Consider the following 18,484-nt stretch of genomic DNA (forward strand, 5'->3'; position numbering starts at 1 on the left):
TTACTTTTTGGTAGTAATCATAAAATCTTTCAAGTAAAAAGGTTCAAAATAAGCGACATCTACAATGTCGCTTTTTTGGTATTTCTCAAAACTCAAAGCACTCATTTCTTTGGCAGAAGGATATTGAATCCCTTCTAAAAAAACAAAATTAGGAGCAGTTAGTACGGTTTTACATTTATCGTTGCAATCTCCAATAAAATAGACAGTTTCCTTGTTATCAGCAAACGAATTTTGGGTAATTATTTCGGCTTGAATGGCTCTTTGCTGCTCATAATTCGCATCAAAAATAGCACTATACACTTCCATTCTTCTGGCATCAATCATTGGAACGATACAACCATCGGTTTGCTTTACTTGTCTAGCTAAAGTTTGCAAGGTATCAATCGCAATCAAAGGAATATTTAATGCGTAACACAAACCCTTTGCCGCAGAAACCCCAATTCGTAATCCTGTATACGAACCCGGGCCTTGACTTACAGCAATAGCACTAAGATCTTGAAATGCAATTCCCGATTCTTTAATTATTTCTTCAATAAAAACGTGTAAGCGTTCGGCGTGAGAATAACCTTCTTCGGACATCTCTTTGCATAAAAGTGTAGTCCCATCTTTCGCCAAAGACACGGAACAATTCTTGGTAGCTGTTTCAATATTTAATAGGTATGCCAAAAGGTAAATTATATAAACTTAAAAAATCACAATCTTTTTTGACGATTGTGATTTTTTAAGTTGTTAGACTATTTTTTATTTCTTTCCATCTTTTGTGTTGTCGGTTTTCAAGGAGACTTTATCTCCTGAATTGAGCTCTTTAGAAACCGTTGTGTAAGGCCCTGTAATAACTACATCCCCTTTTTTCAATCCTGATAAAACCTCAATATTGGCATCATCTTGAATACCTGTTTTAATGATTCTAATCTTCGCTTTGTTTCCAACTTTTACAAAAACACATTCGAATTTTTTATCGCTTTTCGGTTTTGATTTATCCTCTTTGGGATCCTCTACTTTAATTTCTTTTACGGCTGCAGTATCAGATTTTACGACAACTGAACTAATTGGCACAGTTAAGATATTCGACTTCGTATTGGTAATAATATCTACTGTAGCGGTCATTCCTGGTCTAAAAGGCGAATAGGTACTTGGCTTGCCTTCTAATAAATCCTGATATGATTCTTTCAAAATTCTAACTTTTACCTTAAAATTTGTCACCTGATCAGCTGTTAAAGCAGTACTTGCAGAATTTGAAATACTAGTTACAACGCCTTTGAATTGCTTTTTCAAATAAGCATCTACTTCTACATTCGCTTCGTCACCAACTTTTATTTTAACAATATCATTTTCGTTTACATCAACTTCAACCTCCATATTGTTCAAATTGGCTACACGCAAAATCTCAGTTCCAGCCATTTGTTGGGTTCCCAAAACACGTTCCCCTAATTCTACATTCAATACAGAAATTGTACCGTCTGCTGGAGCGTAAATTGTAGTTCTGCCTAAGTTATCTTTGGCTTCCAATACCGTTGCTGAAGCACTTTGTACGTTGAAATATGCGTTTTGTTTATTGGCTTTGGCTACTTCAAAAGAAGCAATAGCTTTGTCCCAATCTGCTCTAGAGATAATCCCTTTTTCGTACAACGATTTATTTCGATCATAATTGGCTTTGGCTTCTTTATAAGAAGCTTCTGATTGATTTAAAACTGCTTTACTTCCTGATAAATTAGAAACCGTTCTGTTATATCCAGAAGTATATAAATCAGGATTTATTTTAACTAATAAATCTCCTTTTTTTACAACCTGACCTTCTTTTACATTCAAAGCAATGATTTCTCCTGACACTTCAGAAGATATTTTCACTTCAATTTCGGGTTGAATTTTTCCAGTTGCTGAAACTGTTTCTACGATGGTAGACGCTGCGACATTGGCAATCTCAACTTCAGTGCCTTTATCTTTGTTTCCGATAATTCCTGCTTTTGACAATCCTACTAAAGTACCGATTAAAACAACGGCAACAGCTAATAAAATATAAATGGTTTTTCTAGACATAATGGTTTAGTTTTTTATGATTGGAATTCCGAAATAGAATTCAAGAATTTTAATTTTAAAAATATAATCGTATTTGGTGCGAATTACTTCAGATTGCGCATTGGTCAACAAGGTTTGTGCTTGGTTAAAATCGAAGGAATTCATCATCCCCACCGCATAACGCTCTTTGGCGTAATTGAAAGCTTCTTGTCTGGACTCCAAAGAAACAATAGCTGATTCGTGTGTTTTTAAAGCGCCTTTAGCATCGGTAAAAGCAGTATATACATTTCTTTGTAGGTCTAATTCTTGTTGTTCTAAAGCTATTTTAGATTTCTCTAAATTGACTTTGTTGCGCTCCACATTATTTTTTACTGACCAACCATTAAAAATTGGAATAGATAATTGTGCTCCGAATGCTTGTCCTTTATTGTCTCTAAACTGATCCCAAAAAGGTAATGGTGGTCTAGAAACTGGATTTCCATTTTGATCTAGCCCAATTCTATCAGCATAAGCAATCCTTGTATTATAATTATAAAATCCTTGCAAAGTAGGTTGAAAAGCTCCTTTGGCGATTTGTAAATCTTTTTGAGCTACTTCCAAATTTGTTTTTGCAATTTTCAATTCGGTTCTAGAATCTTTTGCTTTATCGTAAATAGCGGTAGCAGGCTGAGCCAATATATTATTTTCATCTTTGATGTTATCACTATCTACCACATCAAAATCATAAAAATCTTTTAACTGTAATAATTGTGCTAAACTCAATTTTGAAATCAATAAAGCGTTTTCTGCTGTGATTACATTTTGTTTATTAGTAGCCACGTTTGCCTTTATATCTAACACATCGCCTCTTGGAATAGATCCCGCTTTAACCAACTCTTCAGAACGAGCCAATTGTTTTTCGCTTATGGCCAATTGCTCATTTTGCACTTTCAAGTTTTCTTTATTGAACAAAACTTGTAAAAATGCATTGGCAACATTCAAAGCAATGTCTTCTTGCATTTTTAGCAATTGGTATTTTGAAGCTACAATGGCCAAATTCGCTCTACGTAATGTATTTTGATTCTGTAAACCTTTATAAATATCCACTCCAACAGTAGCACTTAAAGAAGAAAACTGTGTGGTTTGATTTCGTAACAAACCTGTTGTAATATCTTGGTTTAAACCAATGTTCCAAGAGTGAGAGGAATTTGCATTTAAAGAAGGGATAAAATTTCCTACTGCGCCTTTTTTATTAATTTCGGCAGTTTTGATGTCGAGTTCGGTGTTTTTAATAGAAATATTATTTTCTATGGCATATTTTACACACTCTTCTAAAGTCCAGGTTTTAGTTTGTGCCGTTCCAACAACGGAAGCGAACAAAAAGAACACTAAACTCAAATAATTATTTTTTTTCATAGATCAGGAATGAAAGTGCAACAAATATACTGCACAAATTTAACATTTTTTCAAAATTAGCAACTAGTTTGTGGGGCTTAATTAGGGCTTGGGCTCTTCGGTTAACAATCCTTGATTCCATACTTTTATCTTGTCTGTAGCCTTAATTCCGCTTTTTATCTGAACATAAATTCCATCGCTTACGCCCAAAACCAAATCTTTACGAGCAAATTTTTGTGGTCCTGTTTGGACTTCAACATAAGGTTTCTGAGTTTTTTTATCAAATTGGACTAACGCTTCTTTGATAGCCAAAACTTTATCGGCTTTTTCCAAAATAATAGAAGCGTTTGCGCTTAATCCTGCTCTAATAAAGGTGTTATCGCGATTGGTCATTTTGGCTTTGATTTCAAATTGAATCGCACCGTTTTCAGTTTTCCCTTTTGGAGCAATGTAATTCAAAACCGCATCGAATTTTTTGTTTTCGATGGCACCAACCGTAATCTCAATAGGCAAATTTTCTTTGATTTTACCCACTTCAGATTCGTCGATTTTTCCAACAAAAATCATTCTTCCTACATCGGCCACACTTGCAATAGTCGTTCCTTCATTGAAATTGTTACTTTCAATAACTTGATTTCCTACTTTCACAGGAACATCAAGCACCATTCCGTTTACCGTAGAACGAATCAAAGTGTTCGCATAATTCCCCATTCCAGATGTAGTACCTGTTTTTACGATGTCGTTACTTTTTTTGGCTGCAACGTAATTCTGTTTTGCTTGCTTATATGCCACTTGAGCAGCGTCAAAATCATTAGCAGAAATCACGCCTTTGTCGAATAATGTTTTTTGCCTTTGGAATAATTTTTCTTGGTTATCCAAATCAATTTTGGCCGTTTGCACTTGATTTTGAGTATTGTTCAAAGTAGAAACATTGGCTACTACTTTAATTTTAGCAATCAAATCGCCAGCTTTAATTGTCTCGCCAGCTTTTATGTACACTTCTTCAATAATTCCAGAAATATTAGGCTTGATTAATACCTCCTCGTCAGGAACGATATTACCTGTAGCGATAGTTGTTTTTACAATGGTTTTTGTTTCGGTTTTATCGGTTTGAAAAACTACCGGTGGCTCTTGATTTTTAGTATACAAGTAATACAATGCACCAAAAAACACAAGTGCAATTACAATTAAAATAGTTATGGTTATTCCTTTTTTCATTTTATTGATTAGTTAATCGTTTTACTTTTATCTTTTATTCTGTTCTCAAAGCATCTACGGGCTTTATTCTAATAGCGGTTTGTGCAGGAATAAATCCTGCAAGTAATCCTGAGCCAATCAAAATGAGTAGCGCAAAAAACACTACTGCTAAATCTACACTTGGATTCGCAAACATCATATCATCACTCGGCATGCTATCCAAAACAAAATTCAAGACCCACAATACTCCTGTTGCCAATGCAATCCCAGACATTCCTGCAACAATAGTCAAGAAAATAGCTTCGGTTAAAATCTGTGTTCTTATGGCACCAGGTGTAGCTCCAAGGGCTCTTCGTATTCCTATTTCTTTGGTTCGTTCTTTTACTACGATTAGCATAATATTAGAAATTCCAATCACGCCTGAAAGCAATACCAATGTACCAACGAAATAAGCTATGAATCTCAAAATACTAAAAAGGCTTTGTACTTTGCTAAACTCGGCATACAAATCAAAATTACCAATAGCTCGATCATCAGCAGGATTTATGGAGTGTCTCCCTTTCATAAACTCCAAAATTTTCGATTTTAAATCCGTAATTGAAGCGCCATCATTCGCCGTTAGCGCCATCCAACCAACGGTATCTCCAAAATTAAAAGCTTGTTGAAAAGTAGTAAAAGGAATAAAGATTTTTTTCTGTTCTTCCTCTCCTCCGCCTCTATTGTTTGACTTTGATTTATAGACACCAACAATCATGAAATTTACGCCATTAATCTTGATATAAGTCCCGATTACCTCTTCGGTTGGAACATACAATTCTTTGATAACCCCTTGGCCTATAACTGCAACCTTACGCTTTAAGGTTATATCTTGTTGGTTCAAAAATCGCCCTTTTGGAATATCCATTGGCTCTTGTTTGATCAATTCAGGATAATCACCGTAGATGGTATAAGCTGCTGTTTTGGTACCTCGAACAACATTATTGGCTCCCTCAAAACCCCCTAGCTGATTTCGTGGTGAGACATACAATAAATCAGGGAAATTTTCTTTTAACGCTGCAACATCTGCATTTTTAAAATTAAATTTTCGGTTAGCCGGCAATCCTTTATACGGTTTTGAAGCCGTTTGAGACCACATAAACATAGTGTTGGTCGCAATACCATCAAATCCTTTCTTAACTCCATTCTCTAAACCATTACCAGCTGCTAGCAGTATTACCAAAATGAAAATACCCCAAAAAACACCAAAAGCCGTAAGTATTGTCCGAAACGTATTCGCGGTCAATGCTTCTAATATTTCATCCCATTTGTCTCTATCAAACATAATTATTCGTCTCTAAGTGCTACAATCGGTTTGATTTTGGCGGCGTGATAAGCAGGAAAAAAACCTGCCATTGCTCCAGCAAATACTAATAAAATTAAGGTTGTAATGGCTACTCCAAAATCTACTTCTGGATTTAAAAAATAATCGCTTTTTACATACGGCCCTACTAATTCTAATAACAATAAACTAGATAGCAACCCTACGAAACCTGCAATGGTAGTGATAAAAATAGATTCGTGTAAAATCATCCCCACAATAGAAATAGGCGATGCACCAAGTGCTTTTCGGATTCCAATTTCTTTGGTACGCTCTTTTACAATAATCAACATAATATTACTAACCCCAACTACCCCTGCTATAATCGTACAAATTCCTACCCACCAAAAAAATAGACGGATGTACAAATTCAAATCATAAAATTGTTTGGCATTTTCGATAGAATTATTAATCCCTATGGCACTTTCATCATCTGGCGCCACGGTATTTTTACTGCGTAACATCTGCCCTAATTCTTTTGTAAACTTGGTAGATTGTGCCAACGCTTCTTCATAAGTTGCCATTTTATTCAATGTGAATTGCATATTACTTATTTTGTCGCCTACACTAAAAGCTTTCTGAGTCGTGGTGATTGGCAAATAAATTCTTGATTCCTCTCGTTCTCCTGATGGATCCGTAAACACACCTACAACCTTAAAATTCACATTATTGATTACGATTTCTTCTCCAATAGAATTTTTATTTTTAAACAAATCCAACTTTACTTTCTGGCCAATAGCAGCCACTTTTTCGTTATGCAACAAATCATTTTCGTTGATAAAACGTCCGCTAACTATAGTTGCATTTTCTAAAGCTAAGTAATCAGGATAAATCCCTCTGAATTGATAATTCCCAGTTTCTTTCCCATAGACAATTACACCATTCCAATAGGAGTACACTGCAGATCTTCGATCCAGTTTATCGTCAAATTTGGTAACCGCTAAGTCGTAATCACTATTCCTGAACTGCACTTCTCTTCCTGGATTCAGCCCTTTATATTCTTTGGTTGTAGTACCCGTCCATACTTCAATTATTCCTTCCGCATCACGTTCGAATTGTTTGGCAATTCCGTTTTGCAATCCTTTCCCTGCGCCAAGGAGAATGACCAAAATAAAGATACCAGATGCCACAGAAATTCCCGTCAAGAAAGTTCTCAACTTGTTTTTGGCGATAGCCTCAAAAATTTCCTGCCAGCGTTCCGTATTAAACATAAGAAGAAGCTCTTACTTGTTCAACTAATTTATCATCTATAATCAACCCGTCTTTCAAGACAACATTTCGCTTGCACATTGCAGCAATATCTGGCTCGTGAGTTACAATTAGAATGGTTTTCCCTTCATCATTAATGCCTTGAATTAGCTCCATAACTTCATAAGATGTTTTGGTATCTAATGCTCCTGTTGGTTCGTCGGCCAACAATACTTTTGGATTCGAAGCCAAAGCTCTAGCTATTGCAACCCTTTGTTTTTGCCCCCCAGAAAGTTCGTTGGGCAAATGATGCGAGTGACTATCTAATCCTACTTTTTTCAAGTATGCCATCGCAATTTCGTTGCGTTCTTTTCTTTTAACTCCTTGATAATACAAAGGCATGGCAACATTGTCTAATGCCGTTTTATAATTGATTAAATTGAATGATTGAAATACAAATCCTAAAAATTGATTACGGTATTTAGAAGCTATGGTTTCATTTAATTTTTTTATTGGTACACCATCGAGCGTATAGCTACCCGAATCGGCTTCATCCAAAATTCCCAAAATATTAAGCAAAGTCGATTTGCCAGAACCTGAAGAACCCATAATCGCCACCAATTCTCCTTCTTGAATATTGAAATTAATTCCTTTTAAAACATGTAATTCAGAAGATCCCATTTTATAGGATTTATGTAAATCTTTAATTTCAATCATCTTACACTTTTTTATCAATACTATCGTTTCTCAATACAACTATGTGATGATTTAAGATAACTAATCATCAATAGTCAAGCATAAGACTCTTTTGTTTTGAAAATGTTACAAATTATTAGGAATAATAATTGTTTTAGTACTTTTACTAAAAACAAACCTTTATTAGATGCCAAAATTCCATTTTTTTAGTTTGCTTGTTTTTCTTGTATTACTATTTGAAAGCTGTTCTACGTCAAGCAAAATAGCGACTTTAAAACCCGAACCAGACGATGCTGTCCCTTTAATTTACGAAACCAGTCCTTCATTTGTCAACCTCCCTGTTGCGATTAAACTCAAAGACATTGAAAACAAAACCAATGCTTATTTGAATGGTTTGATCTATGAAGACAACGCTATTGAAGACGATGACATAGAATTGAAAGTTTGGAAAGAAGCTCCTATAACCATCAACAATGCACACGAAGGAACCACTGAAAAAATCAAAACCGTTTTACCACTGAAAGTATGGGTTAAATACCGCATTGGAACCAAAAAATTAGGAGTAGAATTGTACACCTATAAAGAATTCAACTTAAATGGCGTGGTTACACTAAATAGCGAAGTAAACCTCACCAATTGGCGCATGCATACAAAAACCGTATTGAAATCTTTGGACTGGAAAGAGAGCCCAACCATGGTAATACTTGGAAAAAATGTACCCATCACTTATATCATTAACCCAACCATAAGTCTTTTCAGATCAAAAATTGAAAAGAAAATCGATGAGTCTATTGAAAAATCAATGGATTTTAAACCTAATGTTTTAGAAGCATTAGAGAAGATCTGTACACCTTTTGAAATGAGCCAGGCCTATTCGAGTTGGTTGCGAATTACGCCCATTGAAGTCTATACTACCAATGCCCGATTAAAAAACGACACTTTTGTATTAGAGATGGGGATGAAATGCACTATGGAAACTTTGATTGGAGCAAAACCTACATCAAAATATGATAAAAATAAAATAATACTAAAACCTGTAACTCAAATTCCTCAACAAATCAATACTAATATTGCAGCAGTTTCAACGTACCAAGAAGCTTCAAAAATTATGACAAAAAACTTTAACGGTCAGGTTTTTGGTTCTGGAAGTAAAAAAGTTAGCGTTCAAAACGTAAACATTTGGCACAAAAACGGCAAAATGGTAATTGCTTTAGAATTATTAGGAAGTGTTAATGGCACCATCTATCTATCAGGTTTTCCACAATACAACGAAAAAACTAAAGAAATTTATTTTGATAAATTAGAGTATGTTTTAGACACCAAAGACAAACTAATAAGAACCGCCAATTGGCTTGCACAAGGTATTATCTTGCGAAAAATTGAAGCCAACTGTAAGTATTCCATCCAACCGAATTTGGACGAAGGCAAGAAAAACATGATGGCTTACCTCAATAATTATTCACCTTTGCCAGGAGTTTTTGTAAATGGCAAAATGGAGGACATCCAATTTCAAAAATTAGAATTGACCAATCAAGCCATTATAGCCTTTATCAACATAAAAGGTTCGGTAAAAGTCACTATTGATGGATTAAAATAAAGCACAAAATAGGTTGAGTCACATCAGCCTATTTTTATGATTTTTTCTTTTTCATTCTATAAATGTAATAGCCTATACCAGCTACAAGTAAATAAGGAATCACCATCAAATATACAATTCCATCATTAACTGCTGCAGCTTTAGTAGCATTGCCTTCGCTTGTTAATGCAGCTCTACACATAGCACATTGTGCATAAGATGAATATTCAAAAAGGAAAAAACAAATTCCAAAAAACAAGAATTGTAATGCACTCTTTCTTATTTCTCTCCTCTCACTTCTAACTTTATTTTGCATAATACGGTGCTATCATTAAATAAACGATTACTCCAGTTACAGCAACATATAACCAAATTGGGAAGGTGATTTTGGCAATTTTCTTGTGCTTATCAAACCTTTCAGCGAGTGCACGAACATAAGTAATAAGTACCAAAGGAATTACAGCTATAGACAAAAGGATATGGGATAAAAGAATGAAGAAATAAACATAGCGTAAAACTCCTTCACCACCATAACTAGTAGAATCTGTTGTCATATGATACGCGATATACATAACCAAAAAAGCTAATGAACAACCTATTGCAGTTTTCATTAAATTTTCATGCAAAACTCTATTCCCTTTTTTAATGGCTAGTACTGCCCAAATTAGCAAAACCGCTGTTATCCCATTGATTGTAGCATAGATTGGAGGTAAAAATCGCAATGGAACCACTTCTATTCCAAAGTCTTTTAATTTAACCTTAAACAATATAGCAACCGCTACAGGGATTAAAATAGATAATAGTATAATCCATTTATTGTATTTCTGCTCAACTGAATTTTGTTCCATTTTATTCTTTTAAAAGTAATTTAATATCTTCTTGAATGTCTTTAACCCCTTTTTTATCCAATCCATCATAGTACAAAATAGGATTTCCAAACTCATCATTTCTACAACGAATATGCCCTTTTTTATCTATTAAAGCAAAAAGACCAGAGTGCTCAAAACCACCACTCACTTTGTTATTGGCAGCGGCATATAGATTAAAACCTTTGTTAGCCAAATCAAAAATCGCCGTTTTGTCTCCGGTTAAAAAATTCCAATTGGAGGAGGTAACCCCTAATAACTTGGCGTGTGCTTTTAAAACTTCAGGAGTATCTGTTTTTGGATCTATAGTAATAGAAACAATACCAAAATTTGGATTACCAAAAAATGTTTTCTCTATTTGCAACATGCTCAAATTCATCTTTGGACAAATAGTAGGGCAAGTAGTGAAGAAAAATTCTAAAACATATACTTTGCCTTCATAAGATGCATTATTTATGGTTGTATTGTCTTGATTAATCAATTCAAAAGATGGTGCTTTGCCAATATCTTCCAAACTTTCTGCTGCCATCCCAGAACCAGTAGCTTTATCTAATCTATCGGATTTAACAATTGCATTACCTTGCACACGATCGATAATTTTAGGAATCGCATAAATCCCAAAGATTAAAATAATAAATGAGATTCCGATATAAGATTTATTTTTAAACATATTACAATTGTTTAGTAGCGTTATTATTTTTTTTCAAAGCCGCTTTGTATTCGTATAAAAGAATTTTAAAATCATCTAACATTTCGTTACTCAACTCTGCTGGATGAAAGGTATTATACCCTTCTTTATATTCATCTTTATCTTTTCTTCCTCTTAAATTGCGTTCTTTATCAAAAATAAAAACGTTGGAAGTACCATAATTGGAATCCAATTGACTCTTAAGTTGCATTTGCTTGTAAAAGTTCGTAATCTCTTCAGGAGTTGCGAAAACAAAATTCCACTGCTTTACATCGGTAAAAGCTTTCAAGGCATCCAAAACAGCTTGGGCGTCTTTTTCGGTTCCAAGTGGACAAAGCATAACAAACTGCAAGTCTTTGAAGGTATGATAACGCTGATAAATTTTTTGATTCAAATTGAATAAATTCCCTCTGTTGGCAAGCAAATTTGCTCCTGAAAACCCAAGAACAGTTATCTTTCCCTCTAAACGAACAGCGTCTCCACGTAACGATTTCCAATTACCGAAATCGGCAACTTTTGGAGTAATAGTAGGCAATTTGGTAAAACTATTCACTCCAGAGGCAAAAAACAAATAAGCAACTATTGGGAGTATAAACAAGACAAAAAGAACAATATTTTTTTTCATCAGAAGGGTGGTATTGAGAGTGTAAAAATAAAAAAAGCTCCGATATTTCGGAGCTCTTTTCTGAATTAATATTTAGTTAAAAATTCCATTTAATGATAGAATTTTTAAAAACCCCGAATACATAATCACCTTCAGTTAATAGAATAAAAAGTAAATATAAAATCAAAAATAGTAGTGGAGCAACTACAGCAGCTTGCAAGGATTTTTTCTCACCTTCCATGTGCATAAAAGCCCATACAATATAATATGCTTTAACAATTGTCAAGATGTAGAATATCCAATTTAGCAAATTCATTCCAAGAAAATTAGTAAAATGTAGCGCTTCTGGCTTAAGAATACCCAAAATAACCTCTACTGTTGTAACAACAGATAGCAAACCAAATACAAACCAAATTCTTTTTGTGTTAGAAACGTGTTCGTGTGACATAATAATAAGATTCTTTAAAATTAAACAAGATAAAATACGGTAAATACGAATACCCAAACTAAATCTACAAAGTGCCAATACAATCCCACTTTCTCTACCATCTCGTAGCTTCTTCGTTTTTCATAAGTTCCTAACAATACATTAAAAAAGATAATGATGTTAATTACAACTCCAGAAAATACGTGAAATCCGTGAAATCCAGTAATAAAGAAGAAGAAGTCAGCAAATAATTTACTTCCGTATTCGTTATGCGTCAAATTTGCACCTTCAATAACTAATTTTGCATCTGCTAATCTAGCTTCAGACTCTGCTCTTGAAAGCACTAATTTCTTTTTATCTTTAGTGATAGTTTCTGTTCTAATCAATAAATCTGGGTTTGCTTTGAAACCTGCTTGAATTTCTGCAACTGAATAAGTTGGCAAGGTTGGCTCACTCATAAACCATTTGGCTTTGTTACGAGTCAATTGCTCACGTTCTTCAGGTAATGTTTTAGCAAAATCAGCTAAAGCTACTCGTTTTCCGTCTTTATCAACAAACTGAAGTAAACTTCCGCCTGTTGTTTCTACTGCTCCATATTCACCTTTAATAAAGTTTTTCCATTCCCATGCTTGAGAGCCCACGAATATTAAACCTCCAATGATCGTCAAGAACATGTAAATTGCCACTTTATCTTTCTTCATTTGATGTCCAGCATCAACGGCCAAAACCATTGTTACAGAAGAAAAGATCAAAATAAACGTCATTAAAGCCACATAATACATAGGAGCTGATACTCCGTGTAAAAAGGGAAAGTGAGTAAACACTTCATCGGCTAAAGGCCAAGTTTCAATAAATTTAAATCTAGAAAATCCATAAGCAGCAAGAAAACCTGAGAAAGTCAAGGCATCAGATACGATAAAAAACCACATCATTAATTTACCATAACTTGATCCCATTGGCTCATTTCCGCCACTCCAAGTCTTTCCGTCGTTGTTTGCAGTAGTAACTGTCGCTCCCATAAAAATTAATTCGTTAAAAAGTTCCCAAAATTACATTTTTTTCTTATTTAAAGAAATATAAAAACAAAAATAAATAAACCCATAATAAATCTAGAAAATGCCAATACATCACACCTAGTTCAATACCAAGAGTTTGTGAAGCGTTGTATTTTTGTTTATAATGATTATAAATAATAATCAGTAAGGAAATTAAACCACCAGCCAAGTGCAACAAGTGCATAACGGTTACTATATAAAGGAATGTTGTAGTAATAGAACTAGCTGGTCCTGTAAAATAATACCCTTTGGCAACGATTTGACCAAACCCTTGAAATTGGAGCACTACAAATGAAATTCCTAAAACCAAAGTCAATAACAACCACTGCATCGTCGTTTTTTGTTGGTCTTTTTGTATGGCTTTTTTGGCCAAATGAAATGTTAAACTGCAAGCCACTATTACAAAAGTACTCACAAAAAAAGCTGTGGGCAATTCAAAATTTTTCAACCAGTCTACTCTTGATTTACTTACTACAAAAGCACTAGTTAATCCTGCAAACATCATGGTCATACTCACCATAGCAAACAACAAAATCAATTTATAGGATCTTGCGGTCCTAGATTGGTATTCATCTTTAGTCATTGTCATATCCATACTATCTTAAAAATTTATCTACTATATATATTAATTGTAACAAGGTAATATAAGAAACACTTACCAACATCAAAGTTCTTGCCGATTTGGCTGTACGTAATTGGTATACTTTCACCGCATAATACAACATCCACAATCCTAACAAAAACACTAAAACAGCCGCAATAGGTGTTAAAAAAAGTGAACCTGTATAGCCAAACATAGGTAAAAGCGAAGCAATAATTAACCAAACGGTATATAAAATAATCTGTAAAGCTGTCCCATTATCTTTTTTACCTGTTGGCAACATAAAAAAACCGGCTTTTTCATAGTCTTCATACAAGAACCAACCTATAGCCCAAAAATGAGGAAACTGCCAAAAAAACTGAATCAAAAACAAAGTGCCTGCTTCAATGCCAAATTCTCCTGTAGCTGCGACCCAGCCCAACATGAACGGTATTGCTCCTGGAAAGGCACCCACAAAAACAGACAAAGAGGTCATTGTTTTCAAAGGTGTATAAACACTTGTATATAAAAAAATTGAAATTGCGCCAAACATGGCTGACTTTGGATTGATACTATACAACAATACCAATCCTGAAATAGTTAACAATGTAGCTACAAGTACAGCTACTCGAGGTTGCATTCTTCCCGAAGCCACTGGACGATTTTTAGTTCGATCCATTAATGCATCTAAGTCCTTTTCTATAACTTGATTGTATGCATTAGAAGCTCCAACCATACAATACCCGCCAATGGCTAATTTGAGTACGACCCACCAAGTGCTTGTTTCGAAATGATCGATCCCTAAAACAAAACCTGCGATGGAAGAAAAAACTACACTAATGGCAAGACCCGCTTTAGTGATGGCTTTAAAATCTAAATAAATAGATTTGAGGGAAACTGTATTTGTCAAAACGAATAAAACTAGTGTTATTTTTATAAAAACTTTTGCAAAAGTAGGTTATCAAAAGGGATTTGACAAAAAACAACTCATAAAAAAAGTTGCTATTAAAAATGGACCTTTTAATAATCAAAATAGAAATTAAAAATATCCGATCGAACCCCAACAGTGAACCAATTCGTACTCTGATTAAAAGTAGTAATTGTGTTTTTTGAAGGATCAAAATTTCTATAAATATAACTGGCAAAAAGCTTTAAATTGGTAGCTGGATTGACCAAATAACCCGTTTGAATGTCTGCAATAAACACTTTGGTTTTGTTACCTTGCCCCACTTTTACACCTGTATCAAAAGGACGTTTTTCATCGTAGTCTTTGTAAATATTACCCCCATAGTTAAAGCTATCTTCGGAAGTATTAAAATCTAGACCACGTGTTCCTACAGTAACTTTAGCATCTGCAAAAAGTCTGCCTTGGTTATAGCGAGCAATCACGATTAACTCTCTAAAATTCCCTCCCCATTGATGTCCCAAACTCTGATTATTGTGCGCGTAATTTGTAATAGGATTACTATGTGAATACACATAAGGACGTACATGATTGTATTCTAACTGCATTAAAAGATTCTTTACTTTGAAAGCATTGTAATACTTCACCCCTACTTGATATCCAAATTTGTTTTTCCAACTATTATCTCCACCTTTTACGTCGCCTAATGAGAATTCATCTAGCAAAAATTGTCCGTAGGCATTAATTGAAGCATCCCATTTGTACTTAAATGTAAGACCCAACAAAGCATTTCCACTTCTAGAGGAAGAACCAAACTCTACCGCACGGTAAAAAATAATTGGATTCACAAAACTCATATCAAAGCCACGATTGTTATCTTTTGTCCAAACTACCGACTCAAAAAAACCTAAATTCAAACGATTCGAAACATTCCAGCTCAAGTAATGATTGGCCATAAATTTGGTAGCATACGTTCGATCTACAGTCACTTCAGGACGCACATCTTTGAGCCACATATACGTATTGGTGTATTTAATTTTCCAAAAATTAGTGTTGATTTTGAAATAAGGATAAGGACTAGCACCATCACTTTCCAACAAAGAACGATACCCATCTCCAATAAAATTTCTTCCATAGCCCAACTGCAAATCAATAAATTTATTGGGAGTAAAAGTAATATTGGCTTCTGCCAAAGGAAAATCATACGCATCGTCTTTGAATCTCTTGGCGATGCCAATACCAGGAATTATGGCTGGATTCCCTCCCGATGGCTTGATAGATTCTGCATATTGATTGTAATAATCTGCAAAACGTCCTTGGCTTTCAAAAACAGTGGTAGTAAAATTTAATTGTTTACCTAATCCTCCTCTAAAATTTAGCGCACGAGTATTTACATAAGTATATGAATTCTCCGTTTGTGATGCTTTTCCTAATTGCAAATCAAAAATAGGATTTAAAGTAAACCAATAATCTTCTCCTTGGATCTCAACAGTGTTTTCGTTCCATAATTTTCTGGCCCACCATCCAGAAGCTTTCTTTTTCAACTGTTCATTGGCCGCTTTCAAATCATAGTACTTGGCTACTTCGGCATACGTATAAGGCTTAGAAGCGGTATGATTATTACTTCCTACTTGGTTCATTTTGGCCTCAAATTGCGCATAAAGACTGTGCGAAAAAGGGATATTTAAATGACTATCATACTCAGGATTACGGTATTTTTTATAAACAATACTATCTAATTCTGTTAGCTTGGGACTTTTAACATTAAGAATTTCTGCTTTGGCAAGTGCCTCTGCTTCCAACTGTTCTTTTGATTTTAAAGGAATAGCAATCGAAATTGTAAATTTAGAATACGTTGGCTTCCCATTGTATGTCGCAGGACTCACTTTGGGCATGCTAGCAAAAACTCTTTTCGCCTCATTACTATAGGATTCTGACACAGCATCAACATACAAAACTTTAAATTGTCCCTCTGTAGTAACTTCAAAAAGCACTTTTATATTTCCTTTGAAAACATCGTTTTGTGGGACTTTGAAATTTGCAAACACAAAATCTTGCACTTGATCGTAAAAACATTTTTCTACTTCTTTTGGTTGAAGGTTTTGACACGAGGTAAAAACAGGAAATTGTTCTACTTCATTGAAAGCCGAAACAGTTAGGTTTTGACTATAACACCAGTGTAATCCAAGAAAAAAGAATAGTGCACTGTAAAGTTTGTACATAGTTTTCTATTAGAAATTAATATCCATTTTGAGTATGGGCACCATCCACAATGGCTTTTGCTCCTGAAGTTCCAATGCGTTGTACACCTAGCTGAATCATTGCAACAGCATCTTCATAATTACGAACACCTCCCGCAGCTTTTACAGGCAGAGGAGAGGCATTCTCAAGCATTATCTTAATGGATTCAAGAGTAGCGCCGTTAGGCTCATTGTTAGGTGTGACATAAAACCCAGTTGAGGATTTTACAAAAACTGAAGCGTATTGCTCTTCTTTAAAATTTTGCATGATCACATTTTTGATTAAAGCAGAAAGCTGCATTATTTGACCATTATTCAAAGCCGCTACTTCAATAATCCATTTTACTACTTTTTTATGAGCCAATCCCAATTGTGTTCCTTTCAAAATCTCCTCTTTCACTAACCCAATATCCCCTTTTTTAAAAGCTTCATAATTACAAACAAAATCCAAATCGTCAGCTCCGTCTGCAATAGCTTGTTGTGCTTCGGCTAGTTTGCTGGCTAAATCAGATTGCCCTTTTGGAAAATCAATCACTGTCCCAACCAATACATTGGAATGCGCTTCCTGAATCATTTTTTTGGCCAAAGCTACCCGATCCGGTCGAATCATAATAAGTTTGAAATGCTCTCGAATAGCCTCTTCAATAAAGGTTTTTACTACCAATACATTATCAGCTTCAACTAAATTAGCTTGTTCGTTGGTCTTTAAATAGGTTGAATCAAGGTAGGCTCTAATATCCATTTTTACAAGGAATTGGAATTGATAAATAAGTCGTACAAAAATACATTTTTAATTGAATACAACGGCGTCAAGTCCTCATTTTCTCTATTCTGACAAACAAAAAATGAGATTTAAAAAAAGAAACTTTGAAAAATAAAGTTGCTTTATTTCCAAAAAAAATCCCATCGAAATGGGATTTTAAAGTATTTTATTAAGTTGCTAATTTTTCTTTATATCGACACAAAAGAGCGATGGCAAAAAGCGCTCCAAAGTTATTGGCCAAAACATCGGTAAGATCAGCACTTCTGCTAGTGGTGAAATTTCCTTGAAGGAATTCAATCAACAACCCAAATACAAAAGAAAGTAAAAATGAAACAAACATCACTTTTGAAAAACTACTCCATTTGCCACTTTTGACCAAGGTAATGCCCCAAAAAAAAGTAAAAAGCAAATGCAATATAATGTGCACTATTTTATCAATTCCAATAATGTTGATAGTAGGCACCTCTGATGAATTGATTAAACAAACATAAAGCATCAATAGGGTCCAAGACAGGGCAACATAGAAAAAAAAATGTTTATGCACCAATTAATTCTTTATAAGAAGCATCAGAAAGCAATTCTTCAATTTCAGCTGGATTTGCAATCTTTACTTTAATCATCCAACCAGCACCATAAGGATCCGAATTTACAGTTTCTGGAGCGCTTTCTAAATCGTCATTAAATGCAATGATTTCGCCAGAAAGTGGTAAAAATAAATCAGATACGGTTTTCACAGCTTCCACAGTTCCAAAAACTTCGTCTTTATCCAAAGTTTGGTCTAAGGTTTCTACTTCTACATATACAATATCTCCTAACTCTTTTTGAGCAAAATGAGTAATTCCTACTGTTGCAATATCTCCTTCGATACTAACCCACTCGTGATCTTTTGTGTACTTTAAATTTGATGGTACGCTCATAATATATAAATGTTGTGTTATTAATAATGAAGCGCA

The 18,484-nt window shown here is 34.5% G+C and carries 20 protein-coding genes; 1 reads left to right on the plus strand and 19 read right to left on the minus strand.

Translation table 11 applies throughout. From position 1 onward, the window contains the following. The 7 genes from tsaB to ACSVH5_RS07195 all read right to left on the minus strand — a co-directional run bounded on the left by tsaB (position 1) and on the right by ACSVH5_RS07195 (position 7,849). Positions 1-666 carry a tRNA (adenosine(37)-N6)-threonylcarbamoyltransferase complex dimerization subunit type 1 TsaB gene (tsaB, locus tag ACSVH5_RS07165; RefSeq protein ID WP_438060762.1) on the minus strand — a complete coding sequence of 222 codons (666 nt, stop codon included), beginning with the start codon at positions 664-666 and terminating at the stop codon, positions 1-3. 75 nt (positions 667-741) lie between these two features. After that, positions 742-2,037 (minus strand): efflux RND transporter periplasmic adaptor subunit, encoded by a 1,296-nt coding sequence (locus tag ACSVH5_RS07170; RefSeq protein ID WP_438060763.1) that lies wholly within the window; start codon positions 2,035-2,037, stop codon positions 742-744. A 6-nt stretch (positions 2,038-2,043) separates the two neighbouring features. Beyond that, positions 2,044-3,411, minus strand: coding sequence for a TolC family protein (locus tag ACSVH5_RS07175; RefSeq protein WP_438060764.1), 1,368 nt, complete (start codon positions 3,409-3,411; stop codon positions 2,044-2,046). An 81-nt stretch (positions 3,412-3,492) separates the two neighbouring features. Then, entirely contained in the window at positions 3,493-4,608 is a 1,116-nt protein-coding gene (locus ACSVH5_RS07180) for an efflux RND transporter periplasmic adaptor subunit (RefSeq protein ID WP_438060765.1), read from the minus strand. 34 nt (positions 4,609-4,642) lie between these two features. Further along, positions 4,643-5,908, minus strand: a complete 1,266-nt coding sequence (locus ACSVH5_RS07185; RefSeq protein ID WP_438060766.1) for an ABC transporter permease — start codon at positions 5,906-5,908, stop codon at positions 4,643-4,645. A gap of 2 nt (positions 5,909-5,910) precedes the next feature. Continuing rightward, entirely contained in the window at positions 5,911-7,155 is a 1,245-nt protein-coding gene (locus ACSVH5_RS07190; RefSeq protein ID WP_438060767.1) for an ABC transporter permease, read from the minus strand. Continuing rightward, entirely contained in the window at positions 7,148-7,849 is a 702-nt protein-coding gene (locus ACSVH5_RS07195) for an ABC transporter ATP-binding protein (protein WP_438060768.1), read from the minus strand. The genes ACSVH5_RS07190 and ACSVH5_RS07195 overlap by 8 nt, the downstream gene beginning before the upstream one ends. Positions 7,850-8,015: 166 nt before the next feature. On the opposite strand from ACSVH5_RS07195, the gene ACSVH5_RS07200 reads away from it, so the two are divergent. Then, positions 8,016-9,425, plus strand: coding sequence for a DUF4403 family protein (locus tag ACSVH5_RS07200; protein WP_438060769.1), 1,410 nt, complete (start codon positions 8,016-8,018; stop codon positions 9,423-9,425). A gap of 34 nt (positions 9,426-9,459) precedes the next feature. Here the strand turns inward: ACSVH5_RS07200 and ACSVH5_RS07205 are convergent, their stop codons facing one another. The 12 genes from ACSVH5_RS07205 to gcvH all read right to left on the minus strand — a co-directional run bounded on the left by ACSVH5_RS07205 (position 9,460) and on the right by gcvH (position 18,448). Further along, on the minus strand, positions 9,460-9,720 hold the full coding sequence (locus ACSVH5_RS07205) for a hypothetical protein (protein ID WP_438060770.1): 261 nt from the start codon (positions 9,718-9,720) through the stop codon (positions 9,460-9,462). Further along, on the minus strand, positions 9,710-10,252 hold the full coding sequence (locus ACSVH5_RS07210; RefSeq protein WP_438060771.1) for a DUF420 domain-containing protein: 543 nt from the start codon (positions 10,250-10,252) through the stop codon (positions 9,710-9,712). Before ACSVH5_RS07210 ends, ACSVH5_RS07205 begins: the two co-directional genes overlap by 11 nt. 1 nt (position 10,253) lies before the next feature. Beyond that, positions 10,254-10,940: an SCO family protein gene (locus ACSVH5_RS07215; protein WP_438060772.1), complete on the minus strand. Its 687-nt coding sequence runs from the start codon at positions 10,938-10,940 to the stop codon at positions 10,254-10,256. 1 nt (position 10,941) lies between these two features. Then, positions 10,942-11,583, minus strand: coding sequence for a hypothetical protein (locus ACSVH5_RS07220; protein ID WP_438060773.1), 642 nt, complete (start codon positions 11,581-11,583; stop codon positions 10,942-10,944). A gap of 76 nt (positions 11,584-11,659) precedes the next feature. After that, entirely contained in the window at positions 11,660-12,010 is a 351-nt protein-coding gene (locus ACSVH5_RS07225; RefSeq protein WP_438060774.1) for a cytochrome C oxidase subunit IV family protein, read from the minus strand. Between the two features lie 20 nt (positions 12,011-12,030). Beyond that, positions 12,031-13,008, minus strand: coding sequence for a cytochrome c oxidase subunit 3 (locus ACSVH5_RS07230; protein ID WP_438060775.1), 978 nt, complete (start codon positions 13,006-13,008; stop codon positions 12,031-12,033). A 43-nt stretch (positions 13,009-13,051) separates the two neighbouring features. Beyond that, entirely contained in the window at positions 13,052-13,639 is a 588-nt protein-coding gene (locus tag ACSVH5_RS07235) for a cytochrome c oxidase subunit 3 (protein ID WP_438060776.1), read from the minus strand. Between the two features lies 1 nt (position 13,640). Beyond that, the gene (gene cyoE / locus ACSVH5_RS07240) at positions 13,641-14,561 is read right to left on the minus strand and encodes a heme o synthase (protein ID WP_438060894.1); all 921 of its coding nucleotides are present in this window, start codon (positions 14,559-14,561) and stop codon (positions 13,641-13,643) included. A gap of 83 nt (positions 14,562-14,644) precedes the next feature. Beyond that, positions 14,645-16,750 carry a gliding motility protein RemB gene (locus tag ACSVH5_RS07245; protein WP_438060777.1) on the minus strand — a complete coding sequence of 702 codons (2,106 nt, stop codon included), beginning with the start codon at positions 16,748-16,750 and terminating at the stop codon, positions 14,645-14,647. A 16-nt stretch (positions 16,751-16,766) separates the two neighbouring features. Beyond that, a complete protein-coding gene (gene deoC / locus ACSVH5_RS07250; protein ID WP_438060778.1) occupies positions 16,767-17,510 on the minus strand; it encodes a deoxyribose-phosphate aldolase in 744 nt (247 codons plus the stop codon). 190 nt (positions 17,511-17,700) lie between these two features. Further along, complete coding sequence (locus ACSVH5_RS07255; protein WP_438060779.1) at positions 17,701-18,075, minus strand: VanZ family protein; 375 nt, start codon at positions 18,073-18,075, stop codon at positions 17,701-17,703. Continuing rightward, the gene (gene gcvH / locus ACSVH5_RS07260; RefSeq protein ID WP_159690201.1) at positions 18,068-18,448 is read right to left on the minus strand and encodes a glycine cleavage system protein GcvH; all 381 of its coding nucleotides are present in this window, start codon (positions 18,446-18,448) and stop codon (positions 18,068-18,070) included. The genes ACSVH5_RS07255 and gcvH overlap by 8 nt, the downstream gene beginning before the upstream one ends. Between the last annotated feature and the right edge of the window lie 36 nt (positions 18,449-18,484).

The sequence above is a fragment of the Flavobacterium sp. RSSA_27 genome (assembly GCF_051547125.1).
GTDB lineage: Bacteria > Bacteroidota > Bacteroidia > Flavobacteriales > Flavobacteriaceae > Flavobacterium.

What these genes read in the sequence shown, in the direction of transcription:
- ACSVH5_RS07215 (WP_438060772.1), bottom strand. Translation starts at nt 10,940, where the DNA reads ATGTTTAAAAATAAATCTTATATCGGAATCTCATTTATTATTTTAATC.
- ACSVH5_RS07220 (WP_438060773.1), bottom strand. Translation starts at nt 11,583, where the DNA reads ATGAAAAAAAATATTGTTCTTTTTGTCTTGTTTATACTCCCAATAGTT.
- ACSVH5_RS07235 (WP_438060776.1), bottom strand. Translation starts at nt 13,639, where the DNA reads ATGGATATGACAATGACTAAAGATGAATACCAATCTAGGACCGCAAGA.
- deoC (WP_438060778.1), bottom strand. Translation starts at nt 17,510, where the DNA reads ATGGATATTAGAGCCTACCTTGATTCAACCTATTTAAAGACCAACGAA.
- ACSVH5_RS07180 (WP_438060765.1), bottom strand. Translation starts at nt 4,608, where the DNA reads ATGAAAAAAGGAATAACCATAACTATTTTAATTGTAATTGCACTTGTG.
- ACSVH5_RS07195 (WP_438060768.1), bottom strand. Translation starts at nt 7,849, where the DNA reads ATGATTGAAATTAAAGATTTACATAAATCCTATAAAATGGGATCTTCT.
- ACSVH5_RS07175 (WP_438060764.1), bottom strand. Translation starts at nt 3,411, where the DNA reads ATGAAAAAAAATAATTATTTGAGTTTAGTGTTCTTTTTGTTCGCTTCC.
- gcvH (WP_159690201.1), bottom strand. Translation starts at nt 18,448, where the DNA reads ATGAGCGTACCATCAAATTTAAAGTACACAAAAGATCACGAGTGGGTT.
- ACSVH5_RS07225 (WP_438060774.1), bottom strand. Translation starts at nt 12,010, where the DNA reads ATGTCACACGAACACGTTTCTAACACAAAAAGAATTTGGTTTGTATTT.
- ACSVH5_RS07185 (WP_438060766.1), bottom strand. Translation starts at nt 5,908, where the DNA reads ATGTTTGATAGAGACAAATGGGATGAAATATTAGAAGCATTGACCGCG.
- ACSVH5_RS07245 (WP_438060777.1), bottom strand. Translation starts at nt 16,750, where the DNA reads ATGTACAAACTTTACAGTGCACTATTCTTTTTTCTTGGATTACACTGG.
- ACSVH5_RS07190 (WP_438060767.1), bottom strand. Translation starts at nt 7,155, where the DNA reads ATGTTTAATACGGAACGCTGGCAGGAAATTTTTGAGGCTATCGCCAAA.
- ACSVH5_RS07200 (WP_438060769.1), top strand. Translation starts at nt 8,016, where the DNA reads ATGCCAAAATTCCATTTTTTTAGTTTGCTTGTTTTTCTTGTATTACTA.
- ACSVH5_RS07230 (WP_438060775.1), bottom strand. Translation starts at nt 13,008, where the DNA reads ATGGGAGCGACAGTTACTACTGCAAACAACGACGGAAAGACTTGGAGT.
- ACSVH5_RS07170 (WP_438060763.1), bottom strand. Translation starts at nt 2,037, where the DNA reads ATGTCTAGAAAAACCATTTATATTTTATTAGCTGTTGCCGTTGTTTTA.
- ACSVH5_RS07210 (WP_438060771.1), bottom strand. Translation starts at nt 10,252, where the DNA reads ATGGAACAAAATTCAGTTGAGCAGAAATACAATAAATGGATTATACTA.
- ACSVH5_RS07205 (WP_438060770.1), bottom strand. Translation starts at nt 9,720, where the DNA reads ATGCAAAATAAAGTTAGAAGTGAGAGGAGAGAAATAAGAAAGAGTGCA.